Source organism: Streptomyces sp. NPDC058086, assembly GCF_042885015.1.
Classification (GTDB): Bacteria; Actinomycetota; Actinomycetes; order Streptomycetales; family Streptomycetaceae; genus Streptomyces.
This window is the reverse complement of sequence record NZ_JBHVST010000099.1, coordinates 1-19,295: the sequence shown is the minus strand read 5'-3', so window position 1 is coordinate 19,295 and position 19,295 is coordinate 1. Positions and strand designations below refer to the sequence as shown.

22 protein-coding genes and 1 pseudogene are annotated in these 19,295 nt (G+C 67.5%); 10 read left to right on the top strand and 13 right to left on the bottom strand.

All coding sequences use genetic code 11. The features are described 5' to 3' along the window. Positions 1–26: 26 nt before the first annotated feature. Together ACFVWD_RS45420 and ACFVWD_RS45415 are read right to left on the bottom strand one after the other, a co-directional pair. Positions 27–155 (bottom strand): hypothetical protein, encoded by a 129-nt coding sequence (locus ACFVWD_RS45420; protein WP_389604041.1) that lies wholly within the window; start codon positions 153–155, stop codon positions 27–29. Positions 156–599: 444 nt separating this feature from the next. Continuing rightward, positions 600–1,376, bottom strand: a complete 777-nt coding sequence (locus tag ACFVWD_RS45415; RefSeq protein ID WP_389604039.1) for a sugar phosphate isomerase/epimerase family protein — start codon at positions 1,374–1,376, stop codon at positions 600–602. A 236-nt stretch (positions 1,377–1,612) separates the two neighbouring features. On the opposite strand from ACFVWD_RS45415, the gene ACFVWD_RS45410 reads away from it, so the two are divergent. The 4 genes from ACFVWD_RS45410 (at position 1,613) to ACFVWD_RS45395 (ending at position 3,130) form a co-directional block, all read left to right on the top strand. After that, on the top strand, positions 1,613–2,002 hold the full coding sequence (locus tag ACFVWD_RS45410) for a VOC family protein (protein ID WP_389604038.1): 390 nt from the start codon (positions 1,613–1,615) through the stop codon (positions 2,000–2,002). A 175-nt stretch (positions 2,003–2,177) separates the two neighbouring features. Then, on the top strand, positions 2,178–2,330 hold the full coding sequence (locus ACFVWD_RS45405; protein ID WP_389604036.1) for a hypothetical protein: 153 nt from the start codon (positions 2,178–2,180) through the stop codon (positions 2,328–2,330). After that, positions 2,327–2,638 carry a hypothetical protein gene (locus ACFVWD_RS45400; RefSeq protein WP_389604034.1) on the top strand — a complete coding sequence of 104 codons (312 nt, stop codon included), beginning with the start codon at positions 2,327–2,329 and terminating at the stop codon, positions 2,636–2,638. The genes ACFVWD_RS45405 and ACFVWD_RS45400 overlap by 4 nt, the downstream gene beginning before the upstream one ends. Before the next feature lie 258 nt (positions 2,639–2,896). Next, positions 2,897–3,130, top strand: coding sequence for a hypothetical protein (locus ACFVWD_RS45395; RefSeq protein ID WP_389604033.1), 234 nt, complete (start codon positions 2,897–2,899; stop codon positions 3,128–3,130). A gap of 65 nt (positions 3,131–3,195) precedes the next feature. On the opposite strand, the gene ACFVWD_RS45390 is transcribed toward ACFVWD_RS45395, so the two are convergent. From ACFVWD_RS45390 to ACFVWD_RS45380, 3 genes are all read right to left on the bottom strand, one after another. After that, positions 3,196–4,377 carry an amidase domain-containing protein gene (locus ACFVWD_RS45390; protein ID WP_389604032.1) on the bottom strand — a complete coding sequence of 394 codons (1,182 nt, stop codon included), beginning with the start codon at positions 4,375–4,377 and terminating at the stop codon, positions 3,196–3,198. A gap of 344 nt (positions 4,378–4,721) precedes the next feature. Next, positions 4,722–5,591 (bottom strand): alpha/beta fold hydrolase, encoded by an 870-nt coding sequence (locus tag ACFVWD_RS45385; RefSeq protein ID WP_389604030.1) that lies wholly within the window; start codon positions 5,589–5,591, stop codon positions 4,722–4,724. Between the two features lie 144 nt (positions 5,592–5,735). After that, on the bottom strand, positions 5,736–7,466 hold the full coding sequence (locus ACFVWD_RS45380; RefSeq protein ID WP_389604028.1) for an MOSC domain-containing protein: 1,731 nt from the start codon (positions 7,464–7,466) through the stop codon (positions 5,736–5,738). 156 nt (positions 7,467–7,622) lie between these two features. Between ACFVWD_RS45380 and ACFVWD_RS45375 the strand changes: the two genes are divergently transcribed. Further along, positions 7,623–7,799: a hypothetical protein gene (locus ACFVWD_RS45375; protein ID WP_159064543.1), complete on the top strand. Its 177-nt coding sequence runs from the start codon at positions 7,623–7,625 to the stop codon at positions 7,797–7,799. Positions 7,800–7,930: 131 nt separating this feature from the next. On the opposite strand, the gene ACFVWD_RS45370 is transcribed toward ACFVWD_RS45375, so the two are convergent. Continuing rightward, entirely contained in the window at positions 7,931–8,791 is an 861-nt protein-coding gene (locus tag ACFVWD_RS45370) for a DUF427 domain-containing protein (protein ID WP_389604026.1), read from the bottom strand. A gap of 220 nt (positions 8,792–9,011) precedes the next feature. Between ACFVWD_RS45370 and ACFVWD_RS45365 the strand changes: the two genes are divergently transcribed. Further along, a complete protein-coding gene (locus tag ACFVWD_RS45365; RefSeq protein ID WP_389604025.1) occupies positions 9,012–9,620 on the top strand; it encodes a CGNR zinc finger domain-containing protein in 609 nt (202 codons plus the stop codon). Between the two features lie 190 nt (positions 9,621–9,810). On the opposite strand, the gene ACFVWD_RS45360 is transcribed toward ACFVWD_RS45365, so the two are convergent. After that, entirely contained in the window at positions 9,811–10,143 is a 333-nt protein-coding gene (locus ACFVWD_RS45360) for an antibiotic biosynthesis monooxygenase (protein WP_360269828.1), read from the bottom strand. Between ACFVWD_RS45360 and ACFVWD_RS45355 the strand changes: the two genes are divergently transcribed. Beyond that, complete coding sequence (locus tag ACFVWD_RS45355; protein ID WP_389604024.1) at positions 10,144–11,850, top strand: recombinase family protein; 1,707 nt, start codon at positions 10,144–10,146, stop codon at positions 11,848–11,850. Between the two features lie 38 nt (positions 11,851–11,888). On the opposite strand, the gene ACFVWD_RS45350 is transcribed toward ACFVWD_RS45355, so the two are convergent. Beyond that, a complete protein-coding gene (locus ACFVWD_RS45350) occupies positions 11,889–12,866 on the bottom strand; it encodes a transposase family protein (protein ID WP_389604022.1) in 978 nt (325 codons plus the stop codon). Positions 12,867–12,941: 75 nt separating this feature from the next. Further along, entirely contained in the window at positions 12,942–13,319 is a 378-nt protein-coding gene (locus tag ACFVWD_RS45345) for a nuclear transport factor 2 family protein (RefSeq protein WP_389604021.1), read from the bottom strand. Between the two features lie 542 nt (positions 13,320–13,861). On the opposite strand from ACFVWD_RS45345, the gene ACFVWD_RS45340 reads away from it, so the two are divergent. Next, entirely contained in the window at positions 13,862–14,500 is a 639-nt protein-coding gene (locus ACFVWD_RS45340; protein ID WP_389604069.1) for an HNH endonuclease, read from the top strand. A 74-nt stretch (positions 14,501–14,574) separates the two neighbouring features. Here the strand turns inward: ACFVWD_RS45340 and ACFVWD_RS45335 are convergent. Further along, a pseudogene (locus ACFVWD_RS45335) lies at positions 14,575–14,707 on the bottom strand (IS5/IS1182 family transposase); the annotation flags it as partial. A gap of 51 nt (positions 14,708–14,758) precedes the next feature. Then, the gene (locus ACFVWD_RS45330) at positions 14,759–15,202 is read right to left on the bottom strand and encodes an SMI1/KNR4 family protein (RefSeq protein ID WP_389604019.1); all 444 of its coding nucleotides are present in this window, start codon (positions 15,200–15,202) and stop codon (positions 14,759–14,761) included. A 224-nt stretch (positions 15,203–15,426) separates the two neighbouring features. Between ACFVWD_RS45330 and ACFVWD_RS45325 the strand changes: the two genes are divergently transcribed. Both ACFVWD_RS45325 and ACFVWD_RS45320 read left to right on the top strand, forming a co-directional pair. Next, positions 15,427–16,008, top strand: coding sequence for a recombinase family protein (locus ACFVWD_RS45325; RefSeq protein ID WP_389604017.1), 582 nt, complete (start codon positions 15,427–15,429; stop codon positions 16,006–16,008). A gap of 171 nt (positions 16,009–16,179) precedes the next feature. Then, positions 16,180–17,136: an RNA-binding protein gene (locus ACFVWD_RS45320; protein WP_389604015.1), complete on the top strand. Its 957-nt coding sequence runs from the start codon at positions 16,180–16,182 to the stop codon at positions 17,134–17,136. A 249-nt stretch (positions 17,137–17,385) separates the two neighbouring features. Here the strand turns inward: ACFVWD_RS45320 and ACFVWD_RS45315 are convergent, their stop codons facing one another. Both ACFVWD_RS45315 and ACFVWD_RS45310 read right to left on the bottom strand, forming a co-directional pair. Beyond that, positions 17,386–18,102: a hypothetical protein gene (locus tag ACFVWD_RS45315; RefSeq protein ID WP_389604013.1), complete on the bottom strand. Its 717-nt coding sequence runs from the start codon at positions 18,100–18,102 to the stop codon at positions 17,386–17,388. Between the two features lie 42 nt (positions 18,103–18,144). Beyond that, positions 18,145–19,122, bottom strand: coding sequence for a cytochrome c oxidase assembly protein (locus tag ACFVWD_RS45310; protein ID WP_389604012.1), 978 nt, complete (start codon positions 19,120–19,122; stop codon positions 18,145–18,147). Positions 19,123–19,295 lie beyond the last annotated feature (173 nt).

Here is a 19,295-nt window from a genome sequence, read left to right as displayed (position 1 = left end):
CCGTCGGCGGCTCGTCCGATCCACCGTCAGCCCGTGGCGGGGCCGCAGGTCCGAGCGGCGTGCGGTTGTGGTGCCAGGGTCGCCACGACGGTCAGGGCGACCGTCGAGAGGGGGTGGACGAAGCGGAAGCCCGGGGCGTGTTCGCTCTGGTTCACGCCCCCACCGAAGGCCCCGTGCGCCGCACGGCCGACTGGGAGGCGGTGGTCGAGGGTCGGCAGGGCACGCCACCGGTCGAGCCGCCCGGAGTCTGGAGCCCACGGTGGGCGGCGGCGGTCGGGGCTGCGACGGCCCACCTGTTGGCGACCTCGGCGGGCACGAGCGGTTGCCCGTCCCAGTGACAGGCGGAATGCCCGATGGTGTCTTCCGCGACGATCCGCTGCCGATGCATCTTTGGGGGCCGTTCCGGCCTGACGCGAGCGCGTGCCTCCAGACGCCACGACTGCCGCCGTCCGCCGGCCGTGGCTGCGCGGGATCTACGACCGCGTGAGCAACCACCCCTACGCTCGCCCGTTCTAGCCAAAACCTGCTCCTCGCACCACCGTGCGGAAGACGGGGGCTGTGGGTGGTCAGGTGCTCAGCGCGTCGATGAAGCAGCGCGTTCAGGCCCGATGGGGCTGGTCGGCCAGTTGAGCCAGGAGACTGCGGGCGGCATCGACGCACCGACCGATCCGCTCATGCGGGCCGACGCCTGCCATCGCCTCCGCGCGGAGCGGTATCTCAAGGCCGATGACAAGGTCGCGCGGCAGTACGTCGAGCACGTCGAGCAACGGCAGTTCGCCCGTCCCCGGCACCATCCGCTCGAACATCGCCTCTTCCATGTAGCTGGGGATGGCGGGCACCAACGGGGCGTCGCTCAGCTGGATATAGCCGATGACACCAGGATCAAGCCGCGCGAAGTCGTCCGGCTCGGAACCGGACCGCACGATGTGCATCGTGTCGACGAGGAGGCGGAAGTCCGGCCGCCCGACCTGACGAATGACGTCGAGCGCACTGGGCAGATCCGGGACCGTCAGGCCCGGACTGGCTTCCACCGTCGTCTCCATCCCGAGTGAAGCGGCGTTCTCGGCGAGGATGCCGAACTGGTCGATGGTGCGGTCGAGGTCCGGATCGAGAGAGACCGTGTTGATCCGCCGGACACCGAGCTCCGCCATGATCTCGAGATCGCCGACTCTGTCCTGGATGTCAGCTCCCTTGCGGACCACCATGCCTTCCCCGAGCGAGATCGACACGTCGCGATCACGCATTGCGGCAATCATCTCGCGCCGCAGCGCTGGATCATCCCGAAGGGAGAACGGCGGATAAATCGACGGGTTGTACGGATTCGATGTCAGGGCGGTCGAGATGTACTGGCAACCCAGGTCGGCGGCCAGGGACACGAACGCGACCGGAGGCATTCCGAAGACGCTGAGAAGCTCGATCCCCAGCCTTTCCATTCATCTCGCCCGCTTTCGGTGGTCCGACATCGCCAAGACAAGGCCGGGGCGGTCTTCAGTGACGAGGCGACGCCACCGCACTCACGCCGGTAACGCCATTCTCGTATGGTAGAGTATCATTCTCGCATCTGTTGGGCCAGATGCCGAGCGACCGATGTGGGCAGCTACCCGGGGGTGCCGTGACCTTGCAGCGGGTCGAAGTCGGGCTGGTCAGCGCCGACGAAGCCTTGGTGGAGTTCTTCGCCGCCGTGTTCGAACTGGAACGGCTCCCGGCGGTCAGATCGGGCTCTGGAGTCGTGCACCGGCTCGCGGCACCCGGCACGCAGATCAAGGTGATGATTCCTTCGCGGCGGCCTGCCTCCGCCGAACAGGCCGGGCCTTTCTTTCACTTGGCCGGCGTGCGCTATCTGACCATGTACGTCAATGATCTCGACGGGATCGTCGAACGTGCGGTGGCCCGCGGTGGACGTGTACAGCACGGGCCCATGGAGGTGGGTCCCGGCGTGCGCATCGCCGTCCTCCAGGATCCCGACGGCAACGCCATAGAAGTGGTCGACGGCGCTCCGTGACCCGAACCGGTCAGTGCCTGGGTTGCGCGTCAGGCGGCCACCGGAGTGCCGAGCACCGCCTCGGTACCGTCGCCCCCTAGTGCGAAAGCCCGCCGTCCCGACTGGTCATCGCATGACGGCGGTGATGCCACTGCATTTGGTGTCATGACTGCCATCACCCTGGATTCCCGACGCCATGGACAAGGCGCTGCGCGAGGCCGCAGCCGACGCCCCCTCCCTGAACGACTACATCCTCCGAGCCGTGCGTCGGCAGATGACGCTGGACGCCGCCCGTCGGCTCGCCCGGATGGGGCCCCTCGATCTGGGCGGCGGGGGCGACGCCCGGTGACGATCCAGAAAGGCGATGTCTGGGACGTCGACACCGGCAAGGGAAACCGCACGGTCCTCGTCGTCAGCCTTGACGGACTGGCCGACGCGTACGGCGCCGTGGTCGCCCTGGTGCTGCACGCCCCTGCCGTGCACCCCGACACGGCGATGAGCGTGCGCCTGACCACCCCGGTCGACGCCTCGGTCGTCGCCGTCAACCTGCTCCAGCTTTCTGCGGCGCGTTTCGAGACAGCCACCCTGCGCGGCAACATCGGGCCCGAACAGCAAGTGCTCATCGACAACGCACTCCGGGCGGTCCTCGACCTGTGACCGATGCCCTCTCGGGCGTAGCGCACGGCGTGCTCGCTGTCGGCCTCGGCCCGGTCCAGCACCCATGGCCCGCTGGACCTCATGGACGGACCTGCTCGGGTATACGATCAGATTGTGCGCGGTGAGCAGGGCGGATTGCCTGTGCGGCGTCTTCCTGAAGGGCTGCGCGCCTGGGAAGTGGTGAGCCACCGCCCCTGGCGCAGGCCCTGGCGTCCCCCGGGAACCCCGGCCCTGACGAGGGCCGCGCAAGGAGTGCTCATGTCCAGTCCACACGAGATCGATCCGCGCGCTCTCAATGATCCGCGCAACGTCTATCCGACCGACGAAGAGTTCTACAGGAGCGGGCGCCCGGCCGACGCCGCACTGCCGGAGGACCGGCCCCGTGGAGGAGAGCCCGCGACGCCGCTGAAGCGGCGGGGAACGTGGGCGACCGTTGCGCTCGTCGCCGGCATCATCCTGCTGATCCTCGTCGGGATCGCACTGTTCCCGTAAGTGATCGGGAAGCAAAGGAGCGGGAGCCGGACACTCGGACCGGCTCCCGCCCCGGAAAGGACTGCTCAGGTGCGGTAGGCGTAGTACGCCGCGTTCGGGTACGACGCGATGATGCTCGCCACCGACCTGTTGTAGGTGTTGTTGGAGTGGTACGACACGTACGGCACGCCCTGCGGGCTGCGGTAGGTGACGATCATGCTGTGGTCCTTGGACCCGTCCTTGTTGAAGTCCATCTGCAGGACGTCACCCACGTCCAACTGGTAGACGTTGGCGAGGCTGGTGACCCGCTTGGAGGACAGGGCGAACCACGAGAACTCGTTGACGCCGACGAACGAGTCCGACTGGATGTCGGAGTTGCCGAACCACTTGTGGAAGTCGTCCGTGTAGCCGGGGACATGCTTCCAGCCGCCTGCTTTCAGGGACTGGCTGACGAAGTTGGTGCAGTCGCCGCCGGCACCCTGCCCGTTGAAGTTCGGGTAGGCCGGGTTGTAGTTGTTCCAGTACTTGGCCGCGTACGCCGCCATGGCCTTGTAGTCGTAGCCGGAGGCCGAGAAGTTCTTCGGCTTGGCCGGCGCGGGCAACGTGATGGCCGAGCGGGTCGCCGCGGGCGGGGCGTCGTCGGCGGCCGTCTTGGGCGCGGCGACGAACGTGGTGGCGGCGACCTGGTTGACCGCGACGCCGTCGTCGGTGTCACGGATGCCGGTCAGCTGCCAGTCGCCCTTGCGGTCGGCCTTGAACGTCAGCTCGTGGTGCGCCTGGAAGCCGGTGGTCTTCGGCTCGTTGCCCTTGACCTTCTCGTAGGTCAGCGTCGTCGTCTCGGTGACGTTGACCGTGGCGTGACGGCCCTTCAGTCGCGTACGGTCCAGCGAAACGCTCGTGCTGGCCGAGCTGTACTTCTCCCCGAGCGACTCCAGACGGGACTTGCGGCCCCGCAGTTGCGACAGTGCGGACTTCTCCTCGCGCGACAGCGTGGACGACACCCGCACGTCGCCGGAGAACCGCGACGAGAGTGACGTGTTCCGACTGGTCTTGCCGCTGTCCACCAGGGCGTCCGTACGGTCGGTGAAGACCGCGTCCGCCAGCCGTTGGAAGGTGGCCTTGGTCGACGGATCCACGGCGGGGTCGGCGACAGTCGACGCGCCCGCGGTCCAGTTGGGCAGCAGCGCGGCGCCGGCGACGACCGAGGCGGCCGCTGCCGTGACTATGGTCGCCCGTCGCCGCTTACGGCTCAGTTTCCTTGATCTCAATGATGTTCCCCTCTACGCCGGTACTCGATACCGGGAGCCGCATCCTCGCACGGCATGTGTGGCTCCTGTGAAGGGGGTTGCCGAAATGGCCCAACCGCAACATGCGACTCGTCGACAGGACAGTCGTCGCCCTGCCCGGCCCCGGCGCCGCGCCGCGCGTCTGCACCCCGATGCGGCTCACCCACACCGGGGCGAAGTTGCCCAAATCACTACTCCGTGAGGGCGTCGCCCTGCCGCCGCTTCGCTCTGGTGGCCTCCAGCTTTGCGACCCGTACGCCGACCTCGGCAACGTGCCGTACGGCGAAGGGCTGTTACCGCAGCCGGGAACACGCGGGCTGTGTGTCTCAGGCGGTGACGCGGGCGAGGAAGTCGCGGATGTAGCCGGTGATTTCCTCCAGGTGGCTCTCCAGGGCGAAGTGCCCGGACTCGAGGAGATGGATCTCGGCGTCGGGCAGGTCGCGTTGGAAGGCGCGGGCTCCGTCCGGGCCGAAGATTTCGTCGTTGGCCCCCCATACGGCCAGTAGTGGCACCTGGCTGTCGCGGAAGTACTGCTGCAGCTGGGGGTAGAGGACGACGTTGGTCGGATAGTTCCGGAACAGCGTGAGTTGGATGGCGTCGTTGCCGGGGCGGTCGAGCAGCGCTTGGTCGATGGTCCAGCTGTCCGGGCTGACGAGGCTCGGATCCGCGACCCCGTTCAGGTATTGCCAGCGGGTCAGTTCGAGGGTCAGGGCCGCGCGGAGGGGGGCTTCGTTCTCGGGCGTCGGGTTCTCGGCGTAGGTGAACAGCCCGTCCCAGAATGCCTTGACGAATCCGTCGGTGTAGCCGTTGCCGTTCTGCGTGATGATCGCGGTGATGCGCTGCGGAGACCCGGTGGCGAGCCGCCAGGCGATGGGCGCTCCGTAGTCCTGCGCGTAGACCGCGAACCGGTCGACGCCGAGCTGTTCCAGCAGGCCGGCGGTCACGTCGGTCAGAGCGTCGAAGGTGTAGTCGAACTCGTCGACCGTCGGCATGGCCGACTGTCCGAATCCGATCATGTCGGGCGCGATGACGCGGTAGGTGTCGGCGAGTGCCGGGATGAGGTTCCGGAACATGTGCGAGCTCGTCGGGAAGCCGTGCAGCAGCACGAGCGCCGGTGACGCCGGGTCTCCGGCCTCTCGGTAGAAGACATCCATGCCGTTGACGGTGGCGGTGCGGTGATGCACGACGCTGCTCATGCCAACCTCCAAGGTTGCTTTGAACGGTTAGCCGCAGTCCAGCATGCAAGGTCTAACCTGTCAAGTCATCTTTGATGGTTAGATTCGGGATTCGAGAGTCGCTGTGCCGAAAGCCCCGAACCCCTTGAGCCTTCCGCCGCGGGCTCACAGATCCAGCAGGACGTCAGCCGTGGGGATGCTGCAACACGGCAGCACTTCACCCGAGGCGGGATCCTCCAGGGGCTGCGTCGTGTATTCGACCTGACCGGTGAGCAGGGGAGTGGTGCAGGTGTGGCACACCCCTGTACGGCAGGACCAGCGCGTGGGGACCTCGCATGCCTCCGCCAGCTCCAGCAGCGTCGCGTACCGTTCCGACCAGCGGGTGGACAGGCCGCTGCGGGCGAAGGTGACGGAGGGCCCTGTGCCCCCGGGGCCGGGCGGCTGGTGAGGAGGTCCGGAACCCTTGTGGGCGATGCCGGGGTTGATGGGTGCGAGCGCCCCGAAGACTTCGGTGTGTATGTTCGAACTGCTCAGGCCCGCCCGTTGGAGCGCGGATGTCACCGTCGACATGAAGCCTTCGGGGCCGCACAGATAGGCGTGCGCATCAGCCGGGATGCCAAGCTCCCGGATCCCGTCGCTGGTCATGTGTCCGTGCGTGATGCCCGGCCCCCCGGCGATCTCCAGATCCGGGGCGGTGTAGTAGATGAAGGCGCGGGCGTGCGGCAGGCGGGCGAGGAGCTGCCGGGTCTCTTCCGCGAAGGGTTGCTGTTCGGGATCACGCGCGGTGTGCACCCACCACACGGCGCGGGAGCTGTGGCCGAGGGCCAGTTGGTACAGCATCGCCAGCACGGGCGTGACGCCGATGCCCGCCGAGAACAGTGCCACGGGCGTGTGGTCATCGGCCAGCACGAACGTCCCGCGGGGGGCTGCTGCTTCGATGACGTCGCCCGTGTGCAGATGGGTGTGGAGGTAGGTGCTGGCCTTGCCGCGGTCTTCGCGTTTGACGCTGATCCGGTATTCGGCGGCACCGGGGGCGGAGGACAGTGAATAGGTACGCACCAGTCCGGGCCCGCCCTCTCCTGGGATGCGCACGGTCAGGTACTGGCCGGGCGCGGCCGGGGGCAGCGCCTGCGAGTCGGTAGGGCGAAGGAGGAACGAGGACACCGTGGGGGTCTCGGGTACGACCTGGGTCACGCGCAGCTGTCTGAAGCCCCTCCAGCCCGGCGCGGCGGGTGCGGGGCCGGGCGGCTGGTCGAGTCGGTGGCTCATCTCCTGGAAGGACTGCTGCCATCCGGGGCTGAGCGCCTCGATGGCCAAGGCGGCACGCAGTTTGGCCGGGTCGGGGTCCGGAAGGTAGAGCAGGGCGTCGGTGTCGGCGACGGTGAGGGACCCTCGGCCGGTGCGGGTCCGGGTGATCCGGTCTCCGGCCCGGACCCGGCCCTCGGCGATGACGCGGAGGTAGAAGCCGGGGCGGTGGTGGGCGACGAGCAGGGAGGCCATGCGCGGTTCGTTCAGCCGCATGCCGACCCGGTAACAGGTCACACGTGGCTGGGTGACCTCGAACTCGGCTTCGCCGATGCGGTAGCGGTCGCCGATGCACACCTCGTCGTCCGCCAGCCCGTCGACGGTGAAGTTCTCCCCGAACTGGCCGAACTCCAGATCGTCGCGCTCGAGAACCTTGCGCCAGTACGCGTAGGACTGCGTCTGGTAGACGAGGACTGCCCGCTGCTCCCCGCCGTGGCCTTGAAGGTCGCCCTGGCCGTCACCGTCGATATTGAGGCGGCGCACCATCCGGGGGCCGTCGACGGGATGCTTCCACGCTCCCGTGTGTACCGTCCTGTCGCGCCAGCGCACGTCCTTCGGCCGTCCCACGTTGACCGAGAGCAGGGTCGCCATCTCATCCTCCCGGTGCGGCGCCGCCGCACGGCGAAGTCGGTCGCTTCAGCATGCTGCTCAGTGATCCGGCCGGTCGGAGCCCGGCTTCGTGGGCCATGCGCAGGTTTTCCTCCGGCGCGGGAGGCGAAGAAGCCTACAAAAAGGTACAAAAGTAGTGTGAGCAAGAATCCTGAAACCCCGCAAGACATGGATAAATGGGCTGACCGGATCCGGACGGTCTCCTCGACTTCCGATCCTCAGGCCGCCCGCAAGCTGGCCGGTGACATCTACCGTGCCGCACAGGAAGATCTCGACGCCGAACGTGCCCGGGCGGAGTACGAACGCGAGGAATGAGCCGGTCCGCCCCGTCGGCACAGCACGCCTCACGGTGAGGGGGCGCCCTTCGCCGTGAGGCGACGCTCGGGTCCCGTACCGCGAAAGGGCCGGACCGCTCTTTCGCGAGCGGCTGCCCTCCGTAGGGAGTCTCAGTGGGAGAGGACCTCATCGGTCCCGAGGCTGCGGTCGACCCCGTGAGGCACCACCTGCTGGCCCGGTTCGAGGTGCAGCCGCGCACCGTCGAGGTAGACCTCGACCTTGTCGGGCTCGAAGGAGACCAGGTCGTCGACGCGCCCGACCTCGGGGTACGCCTCGCGGTACGACCACGCCGCCTTCTTGGCCTCGCCGATGTCGTAGTAGCTGGCCAGCCCCTTGTACGGGCAGAACGTCCGGCCCTCCACCGGCGTCAGTTCCTTCTCCTGGACGTCCTCGCGCGGTACGTACCACCGCGGCGCGAACCCGGACTCGTAGAGCACCACCGGACGGGTCGTCCGCGCGATCATCGTGTCCCCCGAGAGCACCTCCAGGGTGCGGGACGCGTCGCGGATGTCGATGCGGTGATAGGCGTCCGCCGCGTGCCCGAGGATCCGTTCGTCCTCCTCGTAGAAGGCGTCCATGGCCCTCCAGGCGAAGGCGACTCGCCCCTCCAGCTCGCCGGCGTACGAGGGGAGCGCCGTGAACCGCCACGCCGCACGCTTGGTGCGGCGGCCACCGACGTCCACGGTGAACCAGGACGTCTCGCCGAGCTCGCGGTGCTGGGTGGTGCGCCCGCTCGCCTCGAGAACATCGGAACGCAATGACGAGAGCGGGAAGTAGGCCACGGGGTAGCGCCCCGGCTCGTGCAGCAGTACGACGTCCTCGCTGTCCGCGATCCATTCCCCGCCGAACCGCACCCTCATCCGGCGGCGGAGCCGCTCAGCGAAGAGCAGCCGCTCCGGCAACGGCTCGGGGGTGAGGAACCTTCCGAGTGCTGTGGAGGAGAGCGGTCCTTGCTGCCATGACAGTCCCATGGCCGGTTCCCTTCTTCGGAGGCGGGTGAACTCCGTGGGTGCCTGCCGGACGCGGCGTGATCCCGGCTTCCCCGCGATCCACCCCCATGACTAATGGATATATTGAGCGTAGAAGCATTAGGTGACTCCTGCAAGGGGGTGCGCCGGCCTGCGCTGACTCATCACTTCCCCCGATCGGCTCGCTGTGTCCATCGAATTGGCTAATGGGTACCATGAATCCGTGAGCATTCGAGTTGGTGCAGACGAGCTTCAGGCGGCGGGGTTCCCCATGGGTGGTGAGCCGCTCGTCGCACTGGACCTGGCCGACACGCTGATGACGGTGACCGAACCGGCCACGGACCTCATGGGGACCCCGGAGGCCTCGGCGGCCTGGTGGACACTGCAGTCCGGAAGCCTGCCGCCCGGGCCTGTACCCGACGCCGCGGCCGTGCGCCGCCTGCGTGCGGCGGTTCGCGACGTCCTGGACAGTCACCTCGAGGGCCGCGCCGCGCGGAGCACTTCGGTGGACGACATCAACGCCGCCGCGGCAGCGGCTCCCGTGAGTCCTCGTCTGGTCGTGACGGCCGACGGCATCAGAGGCGAGGAACGCTGGCACACCGAACACGGCGGGAACGCTGCGTTGGCCGCCATCGCCGCGGAGGCCATCGGGCTTCTCGCCGACAACGAGCGGCTCGGGCTCCTGCGCCGCTGCGCCAACCCGGCCTGCTCGATGCTCTTCCTTGCTGAGAACAAGCGGCGCAAGTGGTGCACCAGCAACATCTGCGGCAACCGCGCACGGGTCGCCCGCCACTACGAACGAACCCACACCGACGGAGTCGGCGGCACCTGACACGCGGAGCGGCCGCCGGAAGGCGCTCGGCCGACACGGCGGGAGCGAGCGGCGGGGCGGCGGCCGGCCCCGACACGATGGCCCCCACACCAGTCGCAGGGCGCGTCTGATGTGGGGCTACAAACAGGTCATCGTGCGCCGGGCCGCAACCGGGGCCGCGTGGCCCGCCGACGGCATGCCCGGCGTCCAGTCATGCGCTGGTCGGCGCCGCCTGCTGCACGACCTCGAAGGACCACAGCGTGGACCCGCTCGCCGCCGGCTTGGGGCGCTCCCCGCTCCCCGCGTCGCCGCCCTGGTGGGCCGCCTTCATGGGGCCCTCCATCCAGGCCTGGAAGGACTCCTCGTCACGCCACCGCGTGTACACGAGGTAGCTGTCGGTGCCTTCGACGGGGCGGAGGAGCTCGAACCATTCGAATCCGTCGGAGTTCTCCACGGCATGGGCACGCGAGGCGAAGCGCTTCTCCAGCGTCTCCCGCTGCTCGGCCGGGACGGTCAGTACGTTGATTTTTACTACGCTAGGCACATGACACCTCTCGTCAAACGGGGCCCCGACTGGACCCCTAATCTGGACCATGTGCGCGCAGTCTCCTACATCCGACAGTCAAGGAAGCGTGAGGACGACTCCGCGTCGTCCCCCGAAGCACAGCGGACCAAGTGCGAGGCGCTGATCACGGCCAAAGGCTGGGACAACGCGGGCCACTTCGCCGACGTCGGCAAATCCGGCTGGGACCCCAAGGCTGTCCGGCCGGAGTTCGAGGAGATGATGTCCGCCGTTCGTGCCGGGCACGTAGACGCAGTGGTCGTGTTCTCGCTGTCCCGCCTCACTCGACAGGGTGCCCTTGAGGCCATGCTGATCAATGAGGAGTTGGCCAAACACGGCGTGCTGCTCGTCAGCGTGGAAGAGCCTTACCTGGACACGTCCACCCCCATGGGCGTCGCGATCTTCGGCCTTATCGCCGCGTTGGCCCAGCAAGAGTCCGACATGAAGTCGGCGTACATCACGGCGACGAAAGAGACGCTGAGGGCAGCGGGTAGCCACGTGTCCGGCATGGCCCCGTACGGCTTCCAGTCGACGCGTGAGCCGCGCGGGGAACTGGTGGTGGTCAAGCTGGTCCCGGACTCCGCTGAGGCCCCCCACGTACGCGACATGGTGTCTTGGGCGCTCGGTGGCATGGCTGCATCGGCCATCGCCCGGAAGCTGAATGGTGAAGGCGTGCCGACCAAAGCGGCGGACATGACAGCGCGGGTGACCGCCCGGCGGGACAGGGGCGTAAGCAAGCCGCTGGAGCGTACGACGTGGGTGTCGTCCACTGTGCTCCGCATCCTCCGTGACCCGCGCCTTGCTGGCTACGCCGCCGAACGTCAGGGGACCAAGCGCGTCATCCTGCGCAGCGACTCAGGGGCCCCGCTGGTGGCGCATGAGGGCATCGTTCCCGCCGATGACTGGTGGCGGCTTCAGGACGTACTCGACGGCCGTACGCCCCAGGTGGTTCGCCAGGGTGGCCGTTCCGTGCCATCCCTGCTCGGTTCCGCCGGGATGCTGTTCTGCGAGGTCTGCGGTAGCTCCATGGTCACGGACAAGCGCAACGGCAAGCCGCTCTATCGCTGCAACCGGGCCCAGTCCGGCGCTGTGCCGGGACACGGTGGTCTGGCCATCAACATGGACGCAGCTGATGACGTGGTGACCCGTACGGTGTGGTCCCGCCTGACTGCGCTGGACCCCGAAGACCCCGAAGACCCCGAAGATCTCGAATGGCTCGCCGAGGCCGCACGCCGGTTTGCAGCGCAAGCAGACACGGGCGAGCGACAGACCGAACTAGCAGCCGCACGAGCCGAGTTGGAGCACGTACGAGAAGCGCTTCGCACGCTGTACGTCGACCGGCAGGCAGGGCTGTACGCGGGTGCCGTGGGTGATCAGATGTTCCGTGAGTCCGTGGAACGACTGACAGCACATGAGGCGCGTACGGCCGGGCGCGTGGAAGCGCTGGGAACCGCTGAGGCTGACACGGTAGCCATCCCGTCAGAGTGGACTGCGCCGGAGGGGGACCCGCTTGGCCCGGAGTCGACGTGGGCCGGTTGGGACCTTTCTGAACGGCGGGAGTTCCTTGCGCTGTTCGTTGACCGTGTGAGCGTGGCACGCAGCGTAGGCAGGGGCCGGAACGCGAACACGGCGGAACGGGTGGCCGTGCACTGGACGGAGGTACCAGCTAACGACCTCGGGGGAAATTGAGGTCGGGACGTGCTGGCCTGGCGGTTCGGCTGGTGTGATCAGCAGGCGCTGTTGCGGACGAGGATGAGTGCGGTGCTCGTCCGGCGCCGGGTGGGCCGCTGTGCGGAGCGGTCGGAGACCAGGCCGGCGATCGCCAGGTGGGTCTCCTCGTAGATTTCACGGCGTCCGGTAAAGCGCCGTAGGGGTGCCCACTGCCGCAGCTCGGCGTTGGTGTGCTCGACACAGATCCGGGCTGAAGACTGGTGCCGCCGCGCCTCGTGCCAGGCCCGCTTGTCACCGTCGCACGCGTCGTTCTTCGGCTTCTTGGGCGGGGCGGTGACCTGGCGGGGGAACTCCTTGGCCAGCCCCGCGTACCCGGCGTCGACCTGGGACATCACCGAGGGGTGGAGTCGGAGCTGTTCGGCGAGGCCCTCGGTGCGCAGGGCTGTCTGGTCGTGCATCCGGCCGGGCCGGACCACCCCGGACAGCAGCATGCGGCCCTGCCCGTCGCTGAACGTGGTGGTCTTGATCGTGTTCTGTCGGCGCTTGCCCGAGACGAAGGCCCGCCGCCCGGGTCGGCCCGCCCGCGGGCATCTGACCTGGGTCTCGGCGCCGTCGAGCCGAAGCTCGACGTCCTCGGCCTCGGCGTAGGCGAAGACATCCTCCAGTGTCCGTAGCCGCACTCCAGGCCGGTCGGGCACTGCGAAGCCCCGGGCCGCAAGCAACGGCCGCACCTGCCGAATCGCCGTCGAGACGGTCGAGCGGTCGACGCCGTGCAGCTCGGCCAGGACCTCGTGCGGCAGTTGATGGCGCAGGTGCACCAGGGCAAGAAGCAGCCGGTCGCAGAAGACCAGCTTCGGCTTGCGCGCGGCGCCGGCCGCCCTGCGGCGTTCCCCACCTCGGGCTTCGCGAAGTCCGGACTGCCGTGCGGCCTCCCACAGGGCGGCGAGTTCGGCGAACAACTCGCCGAAGTGTGCGCGGGAGACACCAGACAGGGCAGGATGGGAGCAGGCCGCGCGGGCCCAGGTCAGCTTCACAACTCACCTAACCCGCATGGCCCTTGCTACGGCACGGCCAAATCAGCCGGAACGTCGCTGCGAGCGGCAACCGCTTCACATGGGCTCAACCAGAGCCGCCCGCCACTCCGGGCGCGGATCAGCCCCAACACTCGTCCAGTACTCCCGGCCACGCACGATCCGTCCCTGCTGGATGGTCCAGAACGAGGCCACGCGGAACACGCCGAACTCGTCATGCGGCACCTCGACTTCGGAGACCACCTCGCTGCCGTCAGCCACGATCCGCAGCACCCGAATCGACCAGCCCCCCGGGTATTCGCTGTTCACCGCGACGAAGTTCTTGTTGCCAACGATGCGCTCCGCGCTGACCGGCCACTCGACCACGACGTCCTCTGCGACCAAGTCGGCGACACCTGACCAATCGCGCGCCTGGATTCGATCCCACAATGCCTCAATCACTCCCCAAGGTTCCATGGGGGCACCCTTGCATGGACCACTGACACCCTGGCCCTGGGAGCCCAGAGGCGACCCGGCACATCGCCCCTCAAGCGGCCGCTCTGCCGCTAATAGATCCCAATGTCGTAAGTAGGCGCCCACCTGAGCGCCGTCCACGGCCCGTTGTCGGTAACCCCCCGGCGGCGGGTTGTTCGGCACTCCTGGGGGTGTGTGTGCCCCCCTGAGGTGCTGTCGGCGGCTGTGTCTAGAGTCGGGCATGGCGGCGCACTTCGGTTCAGCTTTCGTCGGCGGTGTGACCAAGTGACGTCCGGGGGTGGGGCCCGCTATTCCCCTGCTTTGCTTCTTTACCCCCTGCCCGGAACCCTGTCTCGACCGTTGCGGTTGCTGGCCTGTAGCGCCCTCGCCGGAGCGGTTCATGATCAACAAAAATGGAAAGGTGATCACGCTTGTCTGCCCTTGATGAGTCGCGCGCCACGTGTTCGGAATGTGGTGCCCCACGTCCCCGTGCGGATCACGGCACGTGCGGCGCAAGCCGGTGTGTTGAGTCAGCCCGGTTGCAGGTGGCCGCCCGTCATGCGCGCGAGGCCGTCCGTGCTGCCGCTGGCGCTCCACGCTGCCACCGCTGTGACGAACCGCACGGTCGGGCCCCCTGGGCGCTGTACTGCGTGCGCTGCGCCGAGGAGGTGGACGAGTCACGCCGGGCTGAGCGTCGCAAGCAGGTGCAGCGCGGGAGGGAAGAGGCAGCCCTCAAGCCGTGCCGGGGGCCGAAGTGTTCGGAGCCTGTAGGGCTGTCGAGCGGCCCTGCTCGTACCTACTGCTCTGAAGCATGCCGACGTGCCACTGAGCACGTCCGTAAGCGTGCCCGCACCAAGCCTGAGCCGGTGCCGTGTCGTCGCTGCGGTAAGCCCGTGGTTCTCAAGTTCCGTGATGGAGTGTGCCGTTCATGCCAGAAGGTGCAGCGCACTGCGGCGCGCCGGGTCACCCTTCAGCGTCGCGTACGTAAGGCACACGGGGACGCCGGGTGTTTCCACTGCTCTGTTCCGCTGCCTGAGGGGGGTGTGATTGACCACCTGATCCCGATATCGCGGGGCGGCCTCTCGACGGTCGCGAACATGCGCGTGGTCTGCGTGCTCTGCAACGCGTCGAAGAAGGATCAGCTGATGGACGAGTGGTCCCCGCTGCACATGGCGACGCGCTGACGGTCCCTGACAGCTTGGAGAAGGGCAGGTCTGAAATTTTTTCCGGCTCGCTTCTGGGCACCCCCGCCCACGGCCAGCGACCAGGGTCGGCCCGCACGGGGGAGCATCGGCTCCCTCTCGGCGCAGCATCGTGATCAGCTTGCGGAAGTCGCGTGGACTCAGCCCAGTAAACGGGGCTATCCATGAAGGTTCCGACGCAGTGATCACACCAGCCGCGCTGAGATCATGTCACCGTGACCTGGCGGGACCCCAACAGGACTACAAGGCGATCCGCCCGGTCAGCCACCACTCGAGGTACTTGGCCAGGCTCGGAGCAACCCAGGTGCGGCTGTCGTCCTCGTGGTTCCAGGCGAAGACATCGGGGCGCCGGAGTCCGGGGAGGATCGCGAAGAGGTCTCCATTGCCTGCGTCCGCAAAGAAGAGCAGCGGATCGAAGGGCATGTAGAGCGTGGCGAGCTCCACGTCCCCGCGAAGGGTGCTGTTCTCGGAGGCGATCCGCTCGGTCGACCAGATCAAACCTGCTCCGTACTCGCCCTCGATGCCATCGCTCTCACGAAGGAGAGCCATGAGGTCTGCAGGCAGCGGATGCCCGAGGACAGCGGCGCATCTGACCAGCGACGCCTCCGGGGTCGGGGGATGGAAGACCGCCGGACCAGGCAGGGAGCTGACCAGTTCGGTCCACAAAGTTGGATCGACCTCCACGGGGCTGGTGCCTTCGGCTGAGCTGGGGGCACGACTGATCGCCGCTCGAACAGTATGGCCGTTGTCCGGGCCAGTCGTGCGACGGGTGGCCTCGTCTATCAAACGATGGTTATTGAGACGGTCACACCAAGGTGACCCGAGGGGTGCTTGCGGTGTTCAAAACCCGTCTCAGAACGTACCCGAAAAGCTTGATGTTTTGAGACGAGTTATGAGACGATCGGGCTATGGCGACGAAGAGCAGCGGAACCCTGATCGGCTACCAGCGAGTCAGCACCAACGCGCAGGATGCGCAGCTTCAGGCGGACGCTCTCGCTGAGGCAGGGTGCGCCCGCATCTTCGAGGACAGGGCGTCCGGCAAGAACGCTGACCGTGCCGGCCTGCTCGCTGCTCTCGACTACATGCGGGAGGGCGACACCCTCACCGTGTGGAAGCTGGACCGATTGGGCCGTTCCACCAAGGATGTGCTCACGATCGCCGAGGATCTCCACGCCCGTGGGATTGCGCTGCGGATTCTGACCGGCACGCTGGCCGGTAGCTACTCCCCGAAAGGTGAGGGCAAGTTCTTCTTTACGATGATGGTTGCCTTTGCTGAGCTTGAACGAGACATGATCGTTGAGCGCACTCGGGCGGGTCTGGACGCTGCCAAGGCCCAGGGTCGTACGGGCGGACGACCGACCGTGATGGACGCTGACAAGCTCGCTGCGGCCAAGGCGCGCAAGGCCAAGGGGGAGAGCGTCACGGCCATCGCAAAGGCGCTCAACGTGTCCCGCGCGACGCTGTACCGGGCGCTTGCCGACACGGAGTGACCCGGCCGCTTTGAGAGACCGTCTGCCCACAGTGGTGGACGGTCTTTCTCATGTCTGGACGCACTGGGAGGTGGGGCGTGGACGGTTTCGAACCGCCGACTTCAGCGACCAAATCGCTGGTGACCAGTACGTTAGCGGTGCGATGTCAGGGCTGCGCTGGAAAATGGGGGCATGCAGCTCCCCTACGTGTACTGCGTTACCAAGTACGACCCCGCCGACCGTGACGAACACGGGCACTACACCGGCACCGAGGACACCATCAGCGATCACGGCGAGATCGAGGCGGCCTATCTTCAGACCATCGACGCATTCGCCGTGGAAACCGGCATTGATCGCCTGGCTGTGCGTGAGCCGCAGGTCCCGTCCCTCGCGCACTTCGGCCTTGAGCGGCCCCTGGAGGACTTTGGACTTGACGGGCTCCTTCCGACGGGCCTCGCTGGCTTCCACGACGGAGCGGAGGTGACGCTCGATATCGGGCTGGAGCTGGTGCGACGCATGCTGCGCGACAACGGCGCTTGGTGCCGATTGGAAGCGGAGGGCACCTTCGCAGTGCACGTCGGATGGGATCAGTACGTCTATATCAGCAGCAGCCGCCCTTGCGAGGAGGCCCTGGCCCGGACCCGCGAGCTCGGGCTGTTCCCGGGACGCATGGATGCCTCCCCGTACGGCTTCGAGGCCGAAGAGGACGGTGGCCAGCGACCCGGCGACGATAACTTCTGGGCTGACCTGCACCGGGCAGTCGCCAACGGCAGTGCCGGAATCCTGGAGGAGATGTATCTCGAAGGCGCCTCACGATGGCACCACGTCACCGGCGACACCGTCGACACAATTCGCGCCAGAGTGGCTCCCCGGGCCCGGCTGGCTGTATGGGCGCCTTTGTCTTCCGATATCGACGCTGTCCTGGGAGCCCTCCCTGCGGAAGGTCTCGTCGAGGGCGTCTGGCAGGACAGCGAGGGCCGCATCCACAGCGCCATCGCCGACGAGAACGACTTCCCGGAGCTGCGCGCCCAGATGTCCAGCGCCTGCGCCGCAGCGCTCCTGTCCGTGTACGCCGATGAACGTGCGCCTCTGTTCACCGCTGTCATGCCCGACAACGACGGAGTCCTGCGAGCGCGTTGGCAGACCTAGCCCACGCCGAGCGATTGGAAATGTGCTCTCCGCTACCCCAATGGGTGAGCACAGCGACCAGGAAGCGCAAGCGACTGACCGTCTGCCCACAGTGGTGGACGGTCTTTCTCATGTCTGGACGCACGGGGGGGGTGGGTCAATCTCTGGGCGAAGGGAGGCCAGGGACCCGGCCACCATGCGCCCGTACATCGCTGCGAAATTACGACCCGGGGGTCGGCCCAGGTCGTAGCCACGGCCCACAACGGCTCATCAACCACGGACTTGGTGCTCCACGCGGTGACGGATGTACTCGTCTGGATGCGATCGGGCGATCATCACTGCCGCCTCCACGAGGTCATGCAGCTCAGGCGGGTACGCCGACTTCCGGAGCGGCAGTCCGGGGAGAATGCAGCGCCGAACGTCGAGGTGCTCGTTACGCACGAACTCTCGGAGCGCAGCCTCGTACCACTCGCCCACCATGACAGACCTGTCGTCGACCTCTGCCTGGCCTCCGATGTCTGAGCCCTCTGCCCTGCCCTTGGAGAGCCGAAGCGGCAGCGCCGACCGGTACCAAGCCCGCGCGGCGCCTGCCCGCTCCTGGTTGGTTCCCGTCCGCAGATAGTCCAGCAGCGCGGAGCGGACGCGTCGGTATCCGAAGGCATTCAGAGCCGGCTCAACGAACTGGCGGTTGAAGCTCGGGTCCGGGTCATAGACCGCCGCCTTCATGAGGACGCCGAAGGACGCCTCGGACAGCACCAACTCCTGGCGGCATGCCTCGCGCAAGGCACCGCGCACTTGGTGTCGCCACTGCCGCTCATCACCAGCGTCTGACTCGGGGGCGACATCGAGCCTTAGAACCCGAACCATGTCCGCCAGGCACTTCAGGAACAGCTGCCTCCCATCCTCCGTGCGCCCTGGCAGTGCCATGAACCCTTGCGCGGCGCTCCCCGCGCCTCTCGCAGCCGTCTCGTCTCCGTCAACAGCCAACTGTCCCTCCCCTGTCCCAGGCCCACACCCGACTTGCGTGTGTCAACGTCCCGGCCGCTGTTGCCGGATGCGCTGGGCGACTTCGCTGTTCTCGGTCTCCCACCAGGGACGTACGAGTTCGGATGTCTGTGCCGCTCCCGGCGCGGGTACTGCCGGGACCAGCTCCGCCTCCAGGCGGCGATCCAGTACGACGGTCTCGGCGCGTTCGGTACGGGCCCACTGCACCAGGATCACGAGGAGGAAGGGCAGCGCCACCAACTCGGCGATGCTGATCATCGCGCCACCGCCGAGCTGCTGGTCATGGAGCACGTCCGGCGCCCAGGACGGCGCGTGACGCAGGTACCAGGCCCCGGCGATGAGCGTGCCGTGAGTCATCACCACGATGCCCGGTACGGCGTCGATGATCCCGTCGAGGAACACCAGCGCCGCTCGGACCGGATGCGTACACCACCTCGGCAGCGCCTCCTCGCGGGTGAGCATCGGCATGACGAACAGGCTTCCGGCGAGCAGCAGATGCAGATACATCACCTCGTGCAGCCAGTCGTTGCCCAGAGCGGTCTCGAAGTACGGCGTGAAGTACACCGTCAGCTCCGTCGCGAGCACCAGAGCCGTGCTGACCAGCGGGAAGGTGAGCAGCCGTACCAGCCGTCCGGTCAGCGCCCGCTGCACACGCCCGGCGGCCCGCTCGGGCAGGGAACGGAGGGCCAGCCGCAGCGGATCGCCCAGGGCCAGCCCGAGCGGTGCGATCAGGTCGAGGAGGACGTTCTGGACGGCGGCCGGCCAGAACAGCACGTGGTCGTACACGGCCAGCGCGGACATCGTGGCCACGACGAGAGTGCCCAGGCCGATCAGTGCGAAGGCGCCGACGCGCGGCAGGGGCCAGTGCTCGCCCCGGCGTCTCAGACGCAGCACGCCCCAGCCGTACAGCGCGCCCAGGACGACGACCACCAGCAGCGCGGGCACGTCCAGTTCCCATGAGGAGAGGAGCCGTCCCACGGTGAGCTGTGGCGGATTCCCCATCGCGTTCTACCTCCACGGCATGCCAGATCTGCCGTGGCACTCTATGCCGCGCACGACCGGTCCCGGTCGCGCACACACCGGACTCGCCGCGGTCACACCGAGCTCATACTCGGTTCACACCAAGCACGACGGTCCCCGGTCCGTGTCCTTGGGCTGTGCGGTCGTGTGTGTCC